This window comes from Pseudomonas sp. AAC, from assembly GCF_000725445.1.
Classification (GTDB): Bacteria; Pseudomonadota; Gammaproteobacteria; order Pseudomonadales; family Pseudomonadaceae; genus Pseudomonas; species Pseudomonas citronellolis.
This window is the reverse complement of the sequence record NZ_KL647098.1, coordinates 702,341-719,194: the sequence shown is the minus strand read 5'-3', so window position 1 is coordinate 719,194 and position 16,854 is coordinate 702,341. Positions and strand designations below refer to the sequence as shown.

Sequence of the window (16,854 nt, the reverse complement as noted above, 5' to 3'; positions counted from 1 at the left end):
GCGGGCGAAGGGACGCCGGTGTCGGTGGACGACCCGCCGTTGGGCCGTGCCGCAGAAGCTCTAGCAAGGGCAGTGCCAGGGGCAAGGACAGCGCCAGGCGACCGCCAGGGCATAAAGAAGCCCCGCCGGACGGCGGGGCTGGGAGGCAGGGAGCAATCCTCGAGAGGCTACAACTGGCACGGGCTCCGTCGCGGATATCGGCAGGGCCTGTATTCCACCTTAGTCACCCGGCCGTGGAGCGCAATGTTCAATAGGTACTAGGCCCAAAGTCCTAGATGGCACCTGGCCACGCCTCTTCGCGGGGCGTGGCGGTGGCCGCTCAGCGCGCCTGGATCTGTTCTATCCACGGCTCCAGGCGTTGGCCGAAGGCCACCTCGGCGCCGAAGGGCTGCGGCTGCTCCTGGGCCGCGCGCTGTTCGGCGCGCGGGGCCAGGCCCTCCAGTTCGTCGTGCCAGCGTTGCGGCACGTTGAGCGCGCGCACGCCCTCGGTGCTGGCGCTGCCGCCCAGGGCCCAGGCGCGGTTGCGGTACAGCGAGATGGGCCGCACCTGGCCGTGGACGATGGCGTAGTGCTGGCGGTCCGGGTACTGCTGGCGCAGGGCCTGCAGGTCGGTGCCGGCGTCGGCCAGGAACAGCCGGCTGGCGCGCTGTTCCTCGTTGTCCAGGGCGCTGCGCTGGAAGTCGCGCTCGCTCTTCAGGTGCACGTCGTCGGGGCTGGCGGCCAGGCGTTTTTCCGCCTGGGCCAGGCGCTCGCGGGCCAGGGCCAGCTCGCGCTGGTACAGCGGGCCGTCCAGTTCCAGCACCAGCAGGGCGTCGCGGGCCTGCTGGCGGTCGAAGGCCAGGGCGCTGTCGCGGTCGACCTTGTCCGGCACCTGGAAGCCCAGCGCGCGCATGGTCTCCAGCGGGATGCGCGGGGCCCAGGCGGCATTGGCCTCGTCGCCGGGGATGCGCCACAGCAGGCGCAGGCTCACGCCGCTGTTCTCGCGGTGCCAGTCGCTGTTGCGCTGCAGCTCGCGCTCGCTGAGGCTCAGGCGGCTGTCCGGCTCGCCGCTGCGGTTCCAGGCCGCGGCGCCGAGGGCGGCGGCGTTGCTCAGCAGGATCAGGCCCAGCCCCAGCAGCAGGCCGTGGTTGCGGGTGATGTTCATCACAGGCGTCCTCCCAGCAGGCCGTGGGCGTTGCGCAGGTAGCGCAGGAACAGCAGGATCAGCACCGCCGCCACGCCCAGGGCGAGGAAGAACAGGTACTTGGGCAGCACCTCCCACCACCAGTCGTAGAACTTGGTGAAGAGGAAGATGACGAAGAACGCCAGCCCCGTATTGACCACCTCCGGCCACTCGCGGTGCGCGCCCAGCCAGATGGCCGCAGCGGCGCAGACGAAGCCGAGCACCTGGTACAGCCCCTCGATGCGGTGCGGCGCGAAGGGCAGGTAGCTGCCGTTGCCCCAGTTGGCCAGCACCAGCATGGGCACGAACAGCGCCAGCAGGCCGAACACCCGGTACAGCGCGGCGAAGCCGTCGAAGCGGCGCTGCTCGAACGCCAGCGGCACCAGGAACACCAGCACGGCGGCGGGAAAGAAGTTCTCCGGGCGCTCGCCCGCGTCCAGCCAGTAGACGCCGCCCCAGGTGCCGAAGCGCGCGGCGACGAAGCCCATCAGGCAGAGCAGCCCTGCGCCCAGCAGCAGGCGCGCGTCGCACAGGTAGGCCAGCAGCAGGGCGTAGGCCGCCCAGGGCAGCAGGGCGCGCTCGGACGGGGTGATGTTGAAGATCTGCCCGAGCATGCTGATGTTCAGCACCAGCGCGGCGAAGGCCAGCATGGCCGCCAGCTTGGCGAAGTAGCCGGAAGCGTCGCGGCGTTGCAGCCAGAAGGTGGCCAGCAGGGTGATCACCGAGGCGCCGACGAGGATGCCCACCTGCACGGCTTCGCCGAATAGGCCCCAGAACTGGTAGAAGAGGAAGAACAGGCTGGCGGCCAGGGCCAGCGCGCCGAGGAAGGAGGCGATGCGCATGCCCAGGGACAGGCGGCTGTCCTGGCTGTCGCGGTCGATGTCGAACCGCTCGCGGTATTCGTCCAGCAGGCGCAGGTGGTGCGCCTGCAGGCCCTCGCGCTGGGCCGCGTCCAGGCTCAGCGCGCCTTCCTCGCCCAGGCGCTGCAACTCGCGGGTGAAGGCGTGGATGTCATCGACGCGCTGCTGGGCGTCGTGATGGCTGAGCGTGGGCATGGCACACCTCGTAGGAGCAACTGTCTTGCCGACTGCACCGGATCGCTCTGCGTAGGATGGGTTGAGCGAAGCGATACCCATCATCACGGCAGCATGGGTTTCGCAGGCTCAACCCATCCTACGAGTGCGTTCATCCCGTGGAGTAGGGCCGGTCACCTTTCCACTCTAGCGATTCCCGCGGCGGCTCTCCACTGCGGCGCTCAGCCGCGGCCGAGCCGGGTGCGCCAGTCGAAAGTCGGTGTCGGCCGGCGCGCGGCCCGCGGCAGACTGCGCGGACCATCCACCCCATCGGAGTCGCCCATGTCGCACCTGCTGTCCTTTGCCAAGGGCGCGCTGGCCATGTTCTGGCTGGCCGCCGCGGTCAACCTGCTGTACCCGTTCGGCGAGCTGTACCGCCCGCTGCTGTTGCTCTCGGTCGTGCTGCTGGCGGTGCACGCCGGCGAGGTGCTGCTGCTGGGCCGGCGCCTGAAGGCGCGCCGGCAACCCTGGCTGGAGCGCCTGCAGGTACTGTTCTTCGGCGTGCTGCACCTGCCCGCGCTGCGGGTAAATCCGTGATTTACATAAGCTTTACCCTGTAGCCGGGCACCGCCGCCGGGGCGCCGGGTCTGATCCTGCAAGCCGCTGATTCGAAGCGGATGCCGATCAGGAGTTAGCCATGCGTCGCCTTCTCGTTGCCCTGCTGTTGTTCCTGCCGCTGTCCGGCTGCGTGGTCTACGAACACGACCACGGCGGCTGGCGCGGCGGCCATCGCTACTACGCGCCTCCGCCGCCGCCGGTGCGCTACGCCCCGGCCCCCGGCTACTACTGGCATCGCTGATGCCCCTGCTGACGGCACCTTCGGGTGCCGTCAGTCGTTCTGCGCCGGGCCTTCGACGCCCTGGCCGTCGACCTGCAGCAACAGCTCGACGAACGCCTGCGCCGCCGGCGACAGGCTGCGGCTGGCGTGGCGCACCAGGCCGTAGGCCGAGCCGCGCAGCGCGGCGTCGCCGGCCTGGCGCGGCCAGGGCAGGGTGGCCAGGCGCCCGGCGGCGACGTCGGCGGCCACCACGTCGGCCACCGCCAGGCACAGCACGTCGCTGCCGCGCACCAGTTCCTTGAGCATCAGCACGTCGTCGCACTGCACGTCCAGCGGCTGCTCGCGGCCCAGGCTGCGGGCCAGGCGCTGGTGGGCGTCGCGCGGCAGGCGCGGGCCGGCCAGCGGGTAGTCGCGCAGGTCGTCGATGGCCAGGCGCCCGCGCGCCAGCAGCGGGTGCCCGGGGCGGCAGAACAGCAGGCTGTCGTGCTCGCGCAGCGGCTGGATGTCCAGGCGCGGGTCGCCCTGCAACTCGCGGCAGTCGGCGACGAACAGTTCCAACTCGTCGTCCAGCAGGCGCCGGTGCAGCACCTGCCAGTTCTCGATGGCCAGCGCCACGCTGACCCGCGGGTGGGCCCGGCTGAAGGCCGCGAGGGTCTGCGGCAGCAGGCGCGCGGCGGGGAAGGGGCCGGCGCCCAGGCGCAGTTCGCCGGCCTCCAGGTTGCCCAGCTGGCTCACCGCGTTGTCCAGCGCGCGGCTGCCGGCCAGCAGGCGGCGGGCGTGTTCCAGCACCAGCCGGCCGTGGGCGGTCAGGCTGATGCCGCGCGGGTTGCGGTCCAGCAGGCGGCAGTCGAGCTGGCTTTCCAGGGCCTGGATGCTGCGCGAGAGCGCCGGCTGGCTGAGGTTCACCGCTTCGGCGGCGCGGGCGAAGTGGCCGTGTTCGGCGAGGGCGACGAAATGGCGGAGCTGGCGCAGGTCGGTCATGCTTTGTTTGCATCGGGATTGGTAAAGGAATGCATTGGAATTATTGCCATGCCTGCGGGCATAGTGCCAGGCATTCCCATAACAAGAACCGGAGTTTTCCATGCTGCGCCTTTCCGCCGCCGTCCTGCTGGCCGGCCTGTCGCCCGTGCTGTTCGCCGCCGACGACCCCGCCGATGCGCCCAAGCCGCCCAGCGCCTTCACCGTGGCCCTGCAGCAGAAGGTCCGCGAGGCGCTGCCGTTCAACGACCGCGCCGACTTCGCGCGGGTCGAGCAGGGCCTGATCAAGCGCCCGGAACAGCTGGTGATCCGTAACGACGACGGCAGCGTGGCCTGGCAACTGGGCGGCTTCGGCTTCCTCGATGCCGGCCAGGACATCGACAGCATCAACCCCAGCCTGCAGCGCCAGGCCCTGCTCAACCTCAAGTACGGGCTGTACAAGGTCGCCGACGGCATCTACCAGGTGCGTGGCTTCGACCTGGCCAACATCACCTTCATCCAGGGCGACAGCGGCTGGATCGTCATCGACACCCTGACCACCCCGGCCACTTCCAGGGCTGCCTATGCCCTGGTCAGCCAGGAGCTGGGGCAGAAGCCGATCAAGGCGATCATCTACAGCCACGCCCACGTCGACCACTTCGGCGGGGTGAAGGGCCTGGTGAGCCAGGAACAGGTGGACAAGGGCGAGGTGCAGATCATCGCGCCCAAGGGCTTCATGGAGTCGGCGATCAAGGAGAACGTGCTGGCCGGCAACGCCATGCTGCGCCGCGCCACCTACCAGTACGGCACCGAGCTGCCCCAGGGCCCGCGCGGGCTGGTGGACATGGCCATCGGCAAGGCCGTCGCCCACGGGCCGATGAGCCTGATCGCGCCGACCCGGCTGATCGAGAAGGACGACGAGCAGCTGCGCATCGACGGCGTCGACTTCGCCTTCCAGAACACCCCCGGCACCGAGTCGCCCTCGGAGATGAACGTCTGGCTGCCGAAGCAGAAGGCCCTGCTGATGGCCGAGAACGTCACCGGCACCCTGCACAACCTCTACACCCTGCGCGGCGCCGAGACCCGCGACGCGCTGGGCTGGAGCAAGTACATCAACGAGGCGCTGCACCGCTACGGCAACCAGGCCGAGGTGATGTTCGCCGTGCACAACTGGCCGCGCTGGGGGCATGAGGACATCGTCCGCACCCTGGAGAAGCAGCGCGACCTCTACGGCTACCTCAACGACCAGAGCCTGCACCTGGCCAACCAGGGCGTGACCATCAACCAGATCCACGAGCGCTTCCAGCTGCCGCCGGAGCTGGCCAACGAGTGGTACAACCGCGGCTACCACGGCTCGGTCAGCCACAACGTGCGCGCGGTGGTGAACAAGTACCTGGGCTATTACGACGGCAACCCGGCCACCTTGAACCCGCTGGCGCCGGAGGATTCGGCGAAGAAGTACGTGGAATTCATGGGCGGCGCCGAGCACGTGCTGCAGATGGCGCAGAAGTCCTTCGACCAGGGCGAGTACCGCTGGGTGGTGGAGGTGGTCAACAAGCTGGTCTTCGCCGAGCCGGACAACCAGGCCGCCCGCCGCCTGCAGGCCGACGCCCTGGAGCAGCTGGGCTACCAGGCGGAGAACGCCGGCTGGCGCAACAGCTACCTGGCCGCGGCGGACGAGCTGCGCCACGGCGTGCCGCGCGACCTGCCGTCGCTGAAGACCTCCAGCGCCGATGCCCTGGCCGCCATGGACACCGGCCTGCTGTTCGACTACCTGGGCGTGCGCCTGAACGCCGGCAAGGCCGAGGGCGAGGACTTCGCCATCAACCTGGTGCTGCCGGACATCGGCCAGGAGTACCTGCTGGAGCTGAAGAACTCGCACTTGAACAACATCCGCGGGGTGCACAGCGAAGACGCCGGGCAGACGGTGACCATCGACCGCGCCGACCTCAACCGCCTGCTGCTCAAGGAGGCCAACCCGGTGGTGCTGATCGCCCAGGGCAAGCTGAAGAGCTCGGGCAACCCGCTGTTGCTGGCCAAGCTGTTCGGCATGCTGGATGACTTCGAGTTCTGGTTCGATATCGCCACGCCGGGGAAGCAAGAGGGGTGATGCGGGAAGACGTACCCTCGTAGGATGGGTATCGCAAGCTCAACCCATCCTACGCAGAGCATCGCGGCGCAGGCGGCGGGCCAGTTGTTCACTCCCGGAAGAGCGCCCTCTCCCCAGCCCTCTCCCGCAAGCGGGAGAGGGGGCTGTTCGGAGCGGGGGATAGTTCAGTGTCAGCCGGCGAGTTCGCAGGGCGGATAACCGTTCGCGGTTATCCGCCGCATTTCGGCGCCCCTACAAGCACGGCATTTCCCCGGAGCGGACCTTGTCCGCGATGGCCGGAACCACCGGCGCGGTTCGCGGATAAGATCCGCTACGCCGCCCCACACCGCGGTGTTCCCATGTAGGAGCGCGCCCTGCGCGCGATATCGCGGGCAGGGCCCGCTACAGTCCGTCGTGAGGCACGGCATTTCCCCGTAGCGGACCTTGTCCGCGATGGCCGGAACCACCGGCGCGGTTCGCGGATAAGAGCCGCTCCTACGCCGCCCCACCCGCGCCATTCCCCTGTAGGAGCGCGCTCTGCGCGCGAAATCGCGGGCAGGGCCCGCTCCTACGGTGTTCCGCTCAATAGGCCACGGTGAAGCGCTGGCGGTGGTGGGCGGGGCGTTCTGCTTCGTCGAGCATGGCCACGGCCAGGTCGGGGAGGGAGATGCGGCTTTCGCCTTTGGCGTCGAACAGCACCTGGTCGCCGCCGATGCGGAAGCTGCCGGTGCGCTGTTCGCCTTCCAGGAGCATGGCCGGGCTGAGGAAGGCCCAGTCCAGGGCCTTTTCGCCGCGCAGTTGGTCGAGGGCGTCGGCGGCGCCGAGGGCGCCCTGTTTCCAGGCTTCCGGGAATTCCGGGCTGTCCACCAGGCGCTGGCCGGGGGCGATTTCCAGGCTGCCGGCGCCGCCGAGCACCAGCAGGCGCTTCACCCCGGCGGCCTTGGCGCCGTCGAGGATGGCCTGGCTGCCGCGGGCATGGGCGGCGCGGATGTCCGGGTTGCCCCAGCCGGCGTTGAAGGCGCTGATGACCACGTCATGGCCGGCCACCGCCTTGGCCACCTGCGCGGCGTCGTAGACGTCGGCGCGCACGACGGTGAGGCCGGCGCGGTTGGCCAGCCTGGCCGGGTCGCGGACCAGCGCCGTCACCAGCAGGCCGCGGCGCAGCGCTTCTTCCAGGAAATAATGGCCGACATGGCCGGTGGCACCGATCAGGGCGATTTTCATCGTTAAGCTCCAGGGCAAAGGCCGTAACACGGCGGAATGGCGCCCATGATCGGCCACGCCCTGCGCGGGAAAAACCGGCCGGGCCGCCATGCACTCGTAAGCTGTGCTTCACAATCCCTGGTCGAACAGCTTCTGCACCACCGAGAAGTCCTTGTCGCCGAAGCCCTGCTTGAGCAGCAGGCGGTAGAGGCTGGTGGCCAGGCTACCCAGCGGCGTGCTGTTGCCGGTGAGTTGCGCGGCCTCCTGGGCCAGGCCGAGGTCCTTGGCCATCAGCGCGCTGAGGAAGCCGCCCTCGTAGCCGCGCGAGGCCGGGGCGTTTTCCATCACCCCGGGCCACGGGTTGTAGACCTCCAGCGCCCAGTTGCCGCCGGAGCTGCGCCGCATGATCTCGGACAGCACCAGCGGGTCCAGGCCGTTGGCCACGCCCAGGGCGAGGGATTCGGCGGTGCCGATCATGAGGATGGCCAGCAGCTGGTTGTTGCACACCTTGGCCACCTGGCCGGCGCCGTCGCTGCCGGCGTGGAAGATGTTGCGGCCCATGGCGGAGAAGATCGGCCTGGCCTTCTCCAGCACCTGGGCGTCGCCGCCGACCATGAAGGTGAGGGTGCCGGCGACGGCGCCGCCGACGCCGCCGGAGACCGGCGCGTCGAGCATGGGAATCCGGCGTTGCGCCGCCGCATGGTGGACCTTGCGCGCCGAGGCCGGGGCGATGGTGGAACATTCCAGCACCAGGGTGCCGGGGGCGATGTGCTGCAGCAGGCCCTGCTCGCCGAGGTAGAGCCCCTCGACGTGCTGGCTGGCCGGCAGCATGGTGATCACCACGTCGACGCCGTCCACCGCGTCGTGGGCGCTGCGCGCGGCGCTGGCGCCCAGCGGCACCAGGCCGTCGACGGCGCTCTGCACCAGGTCGAAGACCCGCAGCAGGTAACCGGCCTTGAGCAGGTTGGCGGCCATGGGCGCGCCCATGTGGCCGAGGCCGATGAAGGCTATCTGTTTCATCCGCGTTCTCCTCTGGTTGCCAGGGGTGAACGCCACGAAGCACGTCTTTCACGGGGAGGGGGCGGGGCTACAGGTCCGCCAGCGGGTGCGCGCCCTCCCAGGTCGCCTCGAAATGCGCGTCCACCACTGCCTCAGGTATGGCAGCGATCTGTGGCCAGTGCCAGTGCGGTGTGTTGTCCTTGTCGATCAGCCGGGCGCGCACGCCCTCCGGGAATTCCGGGTGGCGGCAGCAGTTCAGGCTCATGGCGTATTCCATGCGGAACACCTCGGCGAGCGACGAATGGCGCGCGCGGCGGATCTGTTCCCAGACCAGCCGGGCGGTCAGCGGGCAGCCGCTGGCCAGGGTCCGCGCGGCCTTGGCCAGCAACGGATCGGCGTCGTTCTGCAGGGCGGCCAGGGCCTGCCAGGCGTCGTTGGCGTCGGCCACGTCGAGCAGCTGGTCCAGGCGCTCGCGGCGCGGCAGCAGCTGGGCCTCGGGCAGTTCGCCGCGGGCCTCGTGCTCCAGGGCGCGGAGCAGGCTGTGCAACTGCACCTCGGGCTGTTCGCGCCAGTTCAGCTGGATCAGCCCGGTGATCAGGTCCTCCTGCTGGTTGTCCAGCAGGAAGCGGTCGGCCAGGTCCAGGTCCAGCGCGTCGCGGGCGTTCATCTGGGTGGCGCCCAGGCCGAGGAACAGGCCCAGGCGCCCCGGCAGGCGGGCGAGGAACCAGCTGGCGCCGACGTCCGGGTACAGGCCGATGCTCACCTCCGGCATGGCCAGGCGGCTGGATGGGGTGACGATGCGCACCCCGGCGCCCTGCATCAGGCCCATGCCGCCGCCCATGACGTAGCCGTGGGCCCAGCACAGCAGCGGCTTGCCGTAGCTGTGGATGAGGTGGTCGAGGCGGTATTCGTCGGCGAAGAAGCGCCGCGCCAGTTCCGGCACCTCGCCGGGGTGTTCGCGGCAGGCGTCGACCAGCTTGCGCACGTCGCCGCCGGCGCAGAAGGCCTTGGTGCCGGCGCCGCGCAGCAGCACGCAGGCGATGTGCGGGTCGTCGCGCCAGATCTGCAGGCGCTGCAGCAGCGCCTCGATCATCGGCAGGCTGAGGGCGTTGAGGCTCTTTTCCGCATCCAGGGTCGCTATGCCGATGCGGAAGCCGTGCAGGCCGTGGCGTTCCTCGAAAAGTACATTCATCGGGTCATCCTTACTTGTTGCGCCAGTTCGGTTCGCGTTTCTCCAGGAAGGCGTTGACGCCCTCGCGGGTGTCGTCGGCGTCGAACAGGTCGACGAAGCGCTCGCGTTCCTCCGGTAGCCAGGTGTTCGGGCCGCGCTCGCGGGCGCCCTGGATCAGCGGCTTGATGGTGCGCACCGCCACCGGGCTCTGCCGCGCCACCTTGGCCGCCAGCAGCAGGGCGGTGCCGCGGGCCTCGCCGCTGTCCACCACCTGCTCCACCAGGCCGATGCGCTGGGCGGTCTCGGCGTCCACCCGCTCGCCGCAGAGGATCATGCGCTTGGCCCAGCCTTCGCCCACCAGCCAGGCCAGCGCCTGGGTGCCGCCGGCGCACGGCAGCAGGCCCACCGCGGCCTCGGGCAGGGCCATCTGCGCGTGGCGCTCGGCGATGCGGATGTCGCAGGCCAGGGCGCATTCCAGGCCGCCGCCCATGGCGTAGCCGTTGATCGCGGCGATGGACACGCCGCGGAAGTCGCGCAGGGCCTCGAAGGCCTCGCCGAAGCGCCGGGCCATTTCGCGGGCGCGGGCCTTGTCGCCGTCGGCGAACATGTTCAGGTCGGCGCCGGCGGAGAAGAACTTCGGCCCCTGGCCGGTGATCACCAGGGCGTAGATGTCGTCGTCGCGGTTGAGGTGCTCGACGAGCTGGCGCAGGCCGATCAGCGAGTCGCGGTCCCAGGTGTTGGCTGGCGGGTGGTTGATGGTGACCAGCGCGGTGTGGCCGTGCTTCTCCACGGTGAGCTTGTGGGTCAGGTCGAAGTGGCCGGGCTTGTAGGGTTCGACTGCGGTGCTCATGGGGTTCTCCTTGGCAGGGCGCGGGCCGTGGCCGGCGCCGGGGTATGCGGGGACTCTAGGGGGCCCGGGCCCGGGCGTCCATGTCCGTTGCGTTCGGATTGGACCGCCCGGGCGGGCGTTTTTTCCATCTTTCTGCGCTTGCCGACACCCCACGTAGGATGGGTTGAGCTTGCGAAACCCATGCGGTTGGGCGGGGTGATGGGTATCGCTTCGCTCAACCCATCCTACGGGCGAGGGCCGGGTGCGGGGCGGTTACAGCAGGCGGTCGAGCATGCCGCCCTGGTCGAGCAGGCGGCGCGCGACTATCACCCGCATGATTTCGTTGGTGCCTTCGAGGATCTGGTGCACGCGGCTGTCGCGCACCCAGCGCTCCAGCGGGTAGTCGTTGAGGTAGCCGTAGCCGCCGTGCAGTTGCAGGGCCTCGTTGCACAGGGCGAAGCAGCGGTCGGTGGCGAAGCGTTTGGCCATGGCGCAGTACAGCGTCGCCTCGGCGTCCTTGTGGTCCAGCTTGTGCGCGGCCAGGCGCACCATCTGGCGGCTGGCGGTGAGGTCGGTGAGCATGTCGGCCAGCTTGAACTGCAGGGCCTGGAACTCGGCCAGGGCCTTGCCGAACTGCTTGCGTTCCTCGACGTAGCGCAGCGACTGCTCCAGCGCCGCCTGGGCCGCGCCCAGGGAGCAGCTGGCGATGTTCAGGCGGCCGCCGTCCAGGCCCTTCATGGCGTAGACGAAGCCCTGGCCTTCCGGGCCGATGCGGTTGCCCGCCGGGATGCGCACGCCCTCGAAGGTGATGGTGCGGGTGGGCTGGGCCTTCCAGCCCATCTTGTCCTCGTTGCGGCCGTAGCGGATGCCCTCGGCGTTGGCCGGCACCAGGAAGCAGGAGATGCCCTTGGCGCCGTCCGCGCCGGTGCGTGCCATGACGATCAGCACGTCGGTGGAGCCGGCGCCGGAGATGAAGGTCTTGGCGCCGTCCAGCACGTACTCCTCGCCGTCGCGGCGGGCGCGGGTGCGCAGGTGCGCGGCGTCGGAGCCGGCGTCCGGCTCGGTGAGGCAGTAGGAGGCCAGCGACTCGCCGCCGATCAGCCCGGGCAGCCACTGCGCCTTGAGCGCGGCGTCGCCGAAGCTGGCGAGCATCCAGGCGGCCATGTTGTGGATGGTGATGTAGGCGGTAGTGGCCACGCAGCCGGCGGCCAGTTGCTCGAAGATCAGCGACGCGGACAGCCGCGACAGGCCCAGGCCGCCGTCTTCCTCGGCGATGTAGAGGCCGAGGTAGCCCTGCTCGGCAGCGCGGCGGATGACGTCGACCGGGAAGTGGTGCTCGCGGTCCCAGTCCGCGGCGTGCGGCGCCAGTTCGTGGCGGGCGAAGGCCTTGGCGCTTTCCACCAGCAGGCGCTGTTCTTCGCTGAGATCGAATTCCATGGAGCTTCCTCGGTTTGTTCTTGTGAAGTGGGACAGCCTGCCACGGTTATAGCGCGAGGCGGGCCCCGCTGTGGATTGACGATCTTGCCTCGGGGATGGACGATCTTGGCATTGGATCGACTTCCCAGGGTATTCATCCGCATGTCCGGCAGCCCGCTTCTCTCGGCCTGGCCCCTGCCGCAGCAGGGTGTCCGCTTCATCACCCCGCCGCGGCTGCGCCGCGCCCTGGCCCGGCACCCGCTGGGCCAGGCCTGCTACCCGCTGGCGCTGGGCTATTACCCGGCCGCTGCCGGGCACCGCATGGAGCGCCAGGCGCCGGACGACCACCTGCTGATCTACTGCAGCGCCGGGGAGGGCTGGCTGAGCTGCGCGGATGGACGATTCGAGGTGCTGGCCGGCGACCTGCTGGTGCTGCCCAAGGGCCTGGCCCATGCCTATGGCGCCGCGCCCGGGCGGCCCTGGTCGATCTACTGGGTGCACCTGGACGGCGCCCTGGCCGAGGAGTTCCTGCGCCCGCTGGGCTCCTCGCCGCGCTTGCGGGTGGGCGTGCAGCCGCGCCTGCGCGGGGAGTTCGACGCGCTGCTGGCGCTGCGCCGCCAGGGCCTGAGCCTGCCGCACTTCATCCACGCAGCGCATTTGCTGCAAGCCCTGCTGACCTCCCTGGCGCTGCGCCCGGTGCGCGCCCGGCTGAAGTCCGGCGCGGTGCTGGACATCGAGGCGGTGCAGGCGCTGATGCGCGAGCACCTGGACAGCAGCCTCAACCTCGACGAGCTGGCCGCGCAGTTCCGCCTGTCGCGCTTCCACTTCGCCAAGACCTACCGCGCGCTGACCGGCCAGGCGCCGATCCAGGATTTCATCCGGCTGAAGATGACCCACGCCTGCCGCCTGCTCGACCAGGGCCACCTGGAGGTGCGCCAGGTGGCCGAGCAGCTCGGCTATGCCGATGCCTATTACTTCTCGCGGCTGTTCAAGCGGGTGGTGGGGATGGCGCCCAGCCACTACCGGGCGCTGCACCAGGGCTGAGGCTCAGCGGCCGGCGAGCAGGCGCTGCCAGAGCTTCACTTCTTCGTTCAATTGCGCGCGCAGCTGCGGGATGGGCTGTTGCAGCGCCGGGCAGCCCTGCGCCAGGCGGCGGAAGGCCGGCAGCTCGGCCAGGGCATCGCCGGCCAGGGCCGGATTGCGCAGTTGCTCGGCCACCTGCACCAGGTCGGCGAGGTCGGCCGGGCCGTCGTGCTCGCGCTCCCAGCGGCTGCGCTGGCGGGCGCATTCGATGGTCAGGGTGGGCAGCTTCCAGACGGTCATGATGACCACGCCGATGTCGCCGGACAGTTGCTCGCACAGGCGCTGCAGCGACTCGGCATCGCGCGGGTACTGCGGCCAGCGCTCCAGCTCGGCCAGCAGCGGCAGGCTGCCGACGTCCTGCAGCAGGCCGGCGAGGATGGCATCGTCGGCCTCGGCCACCTGGCTGTGCTGGGCGAGCAGGGCGCTGTAGGCGGCGCGCTCGCGGGCGGCGTTCCAGCGCGCGCGGAACATCTGCTGGAGGATGCGTTCCTTGCCGATGTAGAGGTTGCGCAGGGAGAAGCCCAGCACCAGGTTGCCCAGGCGCCGCGTGCCCAGGCGCGCCAAAACGTCGCGCAGCGAGGCGCAGGGGCGGGCGCCGCGCAGCAGCGGGCTTTCGGCGAACTGCATGAGGTAGGCGGCCAGCGGCGGGTCGGCGTTGATCACCCGCGCCAGTTGCTCCAGCGAAGTGCGCGCATCGCCCAGCAGGCGGCGCACGCGCAGGTGCGACTCGGGCATCTGCGGCACCTTGGCCTCGCCCTTGAGGAAACGGTTGTACAGCGCGAAGCGCACGGCGTCGGCAGGGGGGATGGCAGGAGAGCTTTCCGAGGGATCCATGGACTTTGCCGCATTGACAAGGGGCGGGAGCTTTTCTTAGGGTGCGGCGGCCATGTTCCATCAGGTGTCCCATGACCGAGACCGACGATCGTATCAAACTGGAAGAGAGCTGGAAGAGTGCTCTGCGCGAGGAGTTCGACAAGCCGTACATGCGCGAGCTGGGCGAATTCCTGCGCAGGGAGAAGGCCGCCGGCAAGGTGATCTACCCGCCGGGCCCGCTGATCTTCAACGCCCTCAACTCCACGCCGCTGGACAAGGTGAAGGTGGTGATCATCGGCCAGGACCCCTACCACGGTCCCGGCCAGGCCCACGGCCTGTGCTTCTCGGTGCAGCCGGGAGTGCCGGCGCCGCCGTCGCTGCAGAACATCTACAAGGAGCTGCAGCGCGACCTCAACGTCCCCATTCCCAACCACGGCTACCTGCAGCACTGGGCGGAGCAGGGCGTGCTGCTGCTCAACACCTCGCTGACGGTGGAGCAGGCCCGCGCCGGCTCCCACGCCCAGGCCGGCTGGCAGCAGTTCACCGACCGGGTGATCGAGGTGGTCAACGAGCGCTGCGACGGCGTGGTCTTCCTGCTCTGGGGCTCCCACGCGCAGAGCAAGCAGAAGCTGATCGACCCGCGCAAGCACCTGATCCTCAAGTCCGCCCATCCGTCGCCGTTGTCGGCCTACCGTGGCTTCCTCGGCAACGGGCATTTCAGCCGGACCAACAAGTTCCTCGAGCAGAATGGCAAGACGCCGATCGATTGGGCGTTGCCGGAGGTTTGAGGGCTGGGGTGGTGTGGTGTATGCCGGGTGTTTCGGTGCTGGGGGTGGCCGCGCGCCCTCTCCCCAACCCTCTCCCTGAAGGGAGAGGGGGCTGTCCTGAGCGGAGTGGGAGTCAGGAGTCATTCTGAAAGTTCTACTGCGTTGCGGTATCAGGCTGAAACCGATCAACCCGGCCGCGCCGAACGGCCCCCTCTCCCTCTGGGAGAGGGCTGGGGTGAGGGCAAGGAGTCAACCCGAAACACAATTGCCGACGGGGAGCACAGTCGCGGACGGAGTCCGCTCCTACCCCCTCCGGTAAGCACAAGACCCGTAGGATGGTGTTGAGCGAAGCGATACCCATCGCCGCAACTGCCAGCGGTGAACACCGTTCGCGAGCAAGCTCGCTCCTACGAAAAGCCTTCAGCCTTCCCCGTTCAACTCTCCGGCAGCGTGTAGCGCTCGGCGAAATACTGCCGGAAGAACTCCACCGCCACCCGCACCCTGGCCGAGCTGGCCAGGGGCGCGGCGTGCACCGCCCAGATGTCCGCCTGCTGCTGGTATTCCGGCAGCACCTGCACCAGGCGGCCGTCGGCCAGGCTGTCGTGCACGTCCCACCAGGAGCGCAGGAGGATGCCACGGCCGTCCAGGCACCACTGGTGCACCACCTCGCCGTGGTTGGATGACAGCGGTCCGGTGACCTTCACGTTCTCCTCGCCGCTGGGCCCCTCCAGGTGCCAGACGCCGAAGGGGTGGTCGCGCTCCTTGATCACCAGGCAGTCGTGGCTGGTCAGCTCGGCCAGGCTGCGCGGGGTGCCGCGTCGTTCCAGGTAGGCCGGCGCCGCGCAGAGCACCCGGCGGTTCTTCGCCAGGGGCTTGGCGATGAGGTTGGCGGCGATCTCGTTGCCCACGCGGATGTCCAGGTCCACGCCCTCGGCCACCAGGTCCACCAGGCGGTCGTGGACGTCCAGGCGGATGTCCAGCTGCGGGTAGCGCGCCGCCAGCTCCGACAGCGCCGGGGCGACGAAGCGCCGGCCCAGGCCCAGGCTGCTGGCGATGCGCAGCTGGCCGCTGGGTTCGCGGTGCAGCGCCGAGACCTCGTCGCCCATGCGCTGCACCGAATCGAGGATGCGCAGCGCCCAGTGGTACACCCGTTCGCCGTCCTCGCTCACCGACACCCGCCGGGTGGTGCGATGCAGCAGGCGCACGCCGAGGTTCTGCTCCAGCAGGCGGATGCGCTTGCTGATGAAGGCGGTGGACATGCCCAGCTCGCTGGCGGCGGCGGCGAAGCTCGCGCGCCTGGCGACCTGGACGAAGACGGCGAGGTCTTCCAGGTTCGGCAGATTGTTCACGATTCGTGTCTTAAGAATCCATGGAAAGCAGGATTATGTTTTCGAATGGCGCTTATAGCATGGTCGGCACGACAAGCCCTACAGCCACAAGAGTGTGCCCAGCATGAGCAAGACCTATCGCATCGCCGCCATCGCCGGCGACGGCATCGGCAACGAAGTCCTCCCCGAAGGCCTGCGCGTCGTCCAGGCGGCGGCCGCCAAACACGGCCTGGCGCTGGAGTTCGAGCACTTCGAGTGGGCCAGCTGCGACTACTACCTGCAGCACGGCAAGATGATGCCCGACGACTGGTTCCAGCAGCTGCAGGGCTTCGACGCCCTGTACTTCGGCGCTGTCGGCTGGCCGGACAAGGTGCCCGACCACATCTCCCTGTGGGGCTCGCTGCTGAAATTCCGCCGCGAGTTCGACCAGTACGTGAACATCCGCCCGGTGCGCCTGTTCCCCGGCGTGCCGTGCCCGCTGGCGAACAAGCAGCCCGGCGACATCGACTTCGTGGTGATCCGCGAGAACACCGAGGGCGAGTACTCCTCCCTGGGCGGGCGCATGTTCGAAGGCACCGAGAACGAGTTCGTGCTGCAGGAATCGGTGTTCACCCGCCGCGGCGTCGACCGCATCCTCAAGTACGCCTTCGACCTGGCCCAGAGCCGCGAGCGCAAGCGCCTGACCTCGGCCACCAAGTCCAACGGCATGGCCGTGAGCATGCCCTACTGGGACGAGCGCACCGAGGCCATGGCCGCGAACTACCCGCAGATCACCTGGGACAAGCAGCACATCGACATCCTCTGCGCGCGCTTCGTGCTGCAGCCGGAGCGCTTCGATGTGGTGGTGGCCTCCAACCTGTTCGGCGACATCCTCTCCGACCTCGGCCCGGCCTGCGCCGGCACCATCGGCATCGCGCCCTCGGCCAACCTCAACCCCGAGCGCAGGTTCCCCTCGCTGTTCGAGCCGGTGCACGGCTCGGCGCCGGACATCTACGGCAAGAACATCGCCAACCCCATCGCCATGATCTGGTCCGGCGCGCTGATGCTGGACTTCCTCGGCCAGGGCGACGCGCGCTACCGCGCCGCCCATGACGACATCCTCGCGGCCATCGAGCAGGTCATCGCCGAAGGCGAGGTGACCCGCGACATGGGCGGCCAGCGCTCCACCCAGGAAGTGGGCGAGGCC

General features: G+C 69.4%; 16 protein-coding genes. 6 read left to right on the top strand and 10 right to left on the bottom strand.

Features of this window, described 5'->3' with window-relative positions; all coding sequences use genetic code 11:
- Positions 1 to 319: 319 nt before the first annotated feature.
- Complete coding sequence (locus tag FG99_RS20755) at positions 320 to 1,144, bottom strand: DUF4824 family protein (protein WP_043272124.1); 825 nt, start codon at positions 1,142 to 1,144, stop codon at positions 320 to 322.
- Positions 1,144 to 2,217, bottom strand: coding sequence for a DUF2157 domain-containing protein (locus FG99_RS20750; protein ID WP_043272123.1), 1,074 nt, complete (start codon positions 2,215 to 2,217; stop codon positions 1,144 to 1,146). Before FG99_RS20750 ends, FG99_RS20755 begins: the two co-directional genes overlap by 1 nt.
- Before the next feature lie 300 nt (positions 2,218 to 2,517).
- Between FG99_RS20750 and FG99_RS20745 the strand changes: the two genes are divergently transcribed.
- Both FG99_RS20745 and FG99_RS32525 read left to right on the top strand, forming a co-directional pair.
- The gene (locus tag FG99_RS20745) at positions 2,518 to 2,772 is read left to right on the top strand and encodes a DUF1145 domain-containing protein (RefSeq protein ID WP_043272122.1); all 255 of its coding nucleotides are present in this window, start codon (positions 2,518 to 2,520) and stop codon (positions 2,770 to 2,772) included.
- A gap of 100 nt (positions 2,773 to 2,872) precedes the next feature.
- The gene (locus tag FG99_RS32525; RefSeq protein WP_009618749.1) at positions 2,873 to 3,034 is read left to right on the top strand and encodes a hypothetical protein; all 162 of its coding nucleotides are present in this window, start codon (positions 2,873 to 2,875) and stop codon (positions 3,032 to 3,034) included.
- 30 nt (positions 3,035 to 3,064) lie between these two features.
- Here FG99_RS32525 and FG99_RS20740 read toward each other — a convergent pair whose 3' ends face one another.
- Positions 3,065 to 3,994 carry a LysR family transcriptional regulator gene (locus FG99_RS20740; protein WP_043272121.1) on the bottom strand — a complete coding sequence of 310 codons (930 nt, stop codon included), beginning with the start codon at positions 3,992 to 3,994 and terminating at the stop codon, positions 3,065 to 3,067.
- A 100-nt stretch (positions 3,995 to 4,094) separates the two neighbouring features.
- Between FG99_RS20740 and FG99_RS20735 the strand changes: the two genes are divergently transcribed.
- Complete coding sequence (locus FG99_RS20735; protein WP_043272120.1) at positions 4,095 to 6,080, top strand: alkyl/aryl-sulfatase; 1,986 nt, start codon at positions 4,095 to 4,097, stop codon at positions 6,078 to 6,080.
- 561 nt (positions 6,081 to 6,641) lie between these two features.
- Here the strand turns inward: FG99_RS20735 and FG99_RS20730 are convergent.
- The 5 genes from FG99_RS20730 to FG99_RS20710 form a co-directional block, all read right to left on the bottom strand.
- On the bottom strand, positions 6,642 to 7,283 hold the full coding sequence (locus FG99_RS20730; RefSeq protein WP_043272119.1) for an NAD(P)-dependent oxidoreductase: 642 nt from the start codon (positions 7,281 to 7,283) through the stop codon (positions 6,642 to 6,644).
- Positions 7,284 to 7,391: 108 nt separating this feature from the next.
- Positions 7,392 to 8,282 carry a 3-hydroxyisobutyrate dehydrogenase gene (mmsB, locus tag FG99_RS20725; RefSeq protein ID WP_043272118.1) on the bottom strand — a complete coding sequence of 297 codons (891 nt, stop codon included), beginning with the start codon at positions 8,280 to 8,282 and terminating at the stop codon, positions 7,392 to 7,394.
- Between the two features lie 67 nt (positions 8,283 to 8,349).
- Positions 8,350 to 9,453 carry an enoyl-CoA hydratase/isomerase family protein gene (locus FG99_RS20720; protein ID WP_009618755.1) on the bottom strand — a complete coding sequence of 368 codons (1,104 nt, stop codon included), beginning with the start codon at positions 9,451 to 9,453 and terminating at the stop codon, positions 8,350 to 8,352.
- Between the two features lie 10 nt (positions 9,454 to 9,463).
- Positions 9,464 to 10,282: an enoyl-CoA hydratase gene (locus tag FG99_RS20715; RefSeq protein ID WP_043272117.1), complete on the bottom strand. Its 819-nt coding sequence runs from the start codon at positions 10,280 to 10,282 to the stop codon at positions 9,464 to 9,466.
- 252 nt (positions 10,283 to 10,534) lie between these two features.
- Complete coding sequence (locus FG99_RS20710) at positions 10,535 to 11,698, bottom strand: isobutyryl-CoA dehydrogenase (protein WP_009618759.1); 1,164 nt, start codon at positions 11,696 to 11,698, stop codon at positions 10,535 to 10,537.
- Between the two features lie 141 nt (positions 11,699 to 11,839).
- Here FG99_RS20710 and FG99_RS20705 point away from each other — a divergent pair, with 141 nt between their 5' ends.
- The gene (locus FG99_RS20705) at positions 11,840 to 12,721 is read left to right on the top strand and encodes an AraC family transcriptional regulator (protein WP_043272116.1); all 882 of its coding nucleotides are present in this window, start codon (positions 11,840 to 11,842) and stop codon (positions 12,719 to 12,721) included.
- Positions 12,722 to 12,724: 3 nt separating this feature from the next.
- On the opposite strand, the gene FG99_RS20700 is transcribed toward FG99_RS20705, so the two are convergent.
- Entirely contained in the window at positions 12,725 to 13,594 is an 870-nt protein-coding gene (locus FG99_RS20700; RefSeq protein WP_081884682.1) for an HDOD domain-containing protein, read from the bottom strand.
- A gap of 71 nt (positions 13,595 to 13,665) precedes the next feature.
- On the opposite strand from FG99_RS20700, the gene ung reads away from it, so the two are divergent.
- A complete protein-coding gene (gene ung, locus FG99_RS20695) occupies positions 13,666 to 14,361 on the top strand; it encodes a uracil-DNA glycosylase (RefSeq protein ID WP_043272115.1) in 696 nt (231 codons plus the stop codon).
- Between the two features lie 413 nt (positions 14,362 to 14,774).
- Here ung and FG99_RS20690 read toward each other — a convergent pair whose 3' ends face one another.
- Positions 14,775 to 15,689, bottom strand: a complete 915-nt coding sequence (locus tag FG99_RS20690; RefSeq protein ID WP_043272114.1) for a LysR substrate-binding domain-containing protein — start codon at positions 15,687 to 15,689, stop codon at positions 14,775 to 14,777.
- Positions 15,690 to 15,792: 103 nt separating this feature from the next.
- Here FG99_RS20690 and FG99_RS20685 point away from each other — a divergent pair.
- Positions 15,793 to 16,854 (top strand): tartrate dehydrogenase (locus FG99_RS20685; RefSeq protein WP_043272252.1); only part of this gene is annotated, 1,062 nt, incomplete at its 3' end.

Excerpts from the sequence above, each read along its gene's own strand:
- FG99_RS20720 (WP_009618755.1), bottom strand. The coding sequence starts at position 9,453 with ATGAATGTACTTTTCGAGGAACGCCACGGCCTGCACGGCTTCCGCATC.
- FG99_RS20740 (WP_043272121.1), bottom strand. The coding sequence starts at position 3,994 with ATGACCGACCTGCGCCAGCTCCGCCATTTCGTCGCCCTCGCCGAACAC.
- ung (WP_043272115.1), top strand. The coding sequence starts at position 13,666 with ATGACCGAGACCGACGATCGTATCAAACTGGAAGAGAGCTGGAAGAGT.
- FG99_RS20755 (WP_043272124.1), bottom strand. The coding sequence starts at position 1,144 with ATGAACATCACCCGCAACCACGGCCTGCTGCTGGGGCTGGGCCTGATC.
- FG99_RS32525 (WP_009618749.1), top strand. The coding sequence starts at position 2,873 with ATGCGTCGCCTTCTCGTTGCCCTGCTGTTGTTCCTGCCGCTGTCCGGC.
- FG99_RS20735 (WP_043272120.1), top strand. The coding sequence starts at position 4,095 with ATGCTGCGCCTTTCCGCCGCCGTCCTGCTGGCCGGCCTGTCGCCCGTG.
- FG99_RS20700 (WP_081884682.1), bottom strand. The coding sequence starts at position 13,594 with ATGGATCCCTCGGAAAGCTCTCCTGCCATCCCCCCTGCCGACGCCGTG.
- mmsB (WP_043272118.1), bottom strand. The coding sequence starts at position 8,282 with ATGAAACAGATAGCCTTCATCGGCCTCGGCCACATGGGCGCGCCCATG.
- FG99_RS20715 (WP_043272117.1), bottom strand. The coding sequence starts at position 10,282 with ATGAGCACCGCAGTCGAACCCTACAAGCCCGGCCACTTCGACCTGACC.
- FG99_RS20710 (WP_009618759.1), bottom strand. The coding sequence starts at position 11,698 with ATGGAATTCGATCTCAGCGAAGAACAGCGCCTGCTGGTGGAAAGCGCC.
- FG99_RS20750 (WP_043272123.1), bottom strand. The coding sequence starts at position 2,217 with ATGCCCACGCTCAGCCATCACGACGCCCAGCAGCGCGTCGATGACATC.
- FG99_RS20730 (WP_043272119.1), bottom strand. The coding sequence starts at position 7,283 with ATGAAAATCGCCCTGATCGGTGCCACCGGCCATGTCGGCCATTATTTC.
- FG99_RS20705 (WP_043272116.1), top strand. The coding sequence starts at position 11,840 with ATGTCCGGCAGCCCGCTTCTCTCGGCCTGGCCCCTGCCGCAGCAGGGT.
- FG99_RS20745 (WP_043272122.1), top strand. The coding sequence starts at position 2,518 with ATGTCGCACCTGCTGTCCTTTGCCAAGGGCGCGCTGGCCATGTTCTGG.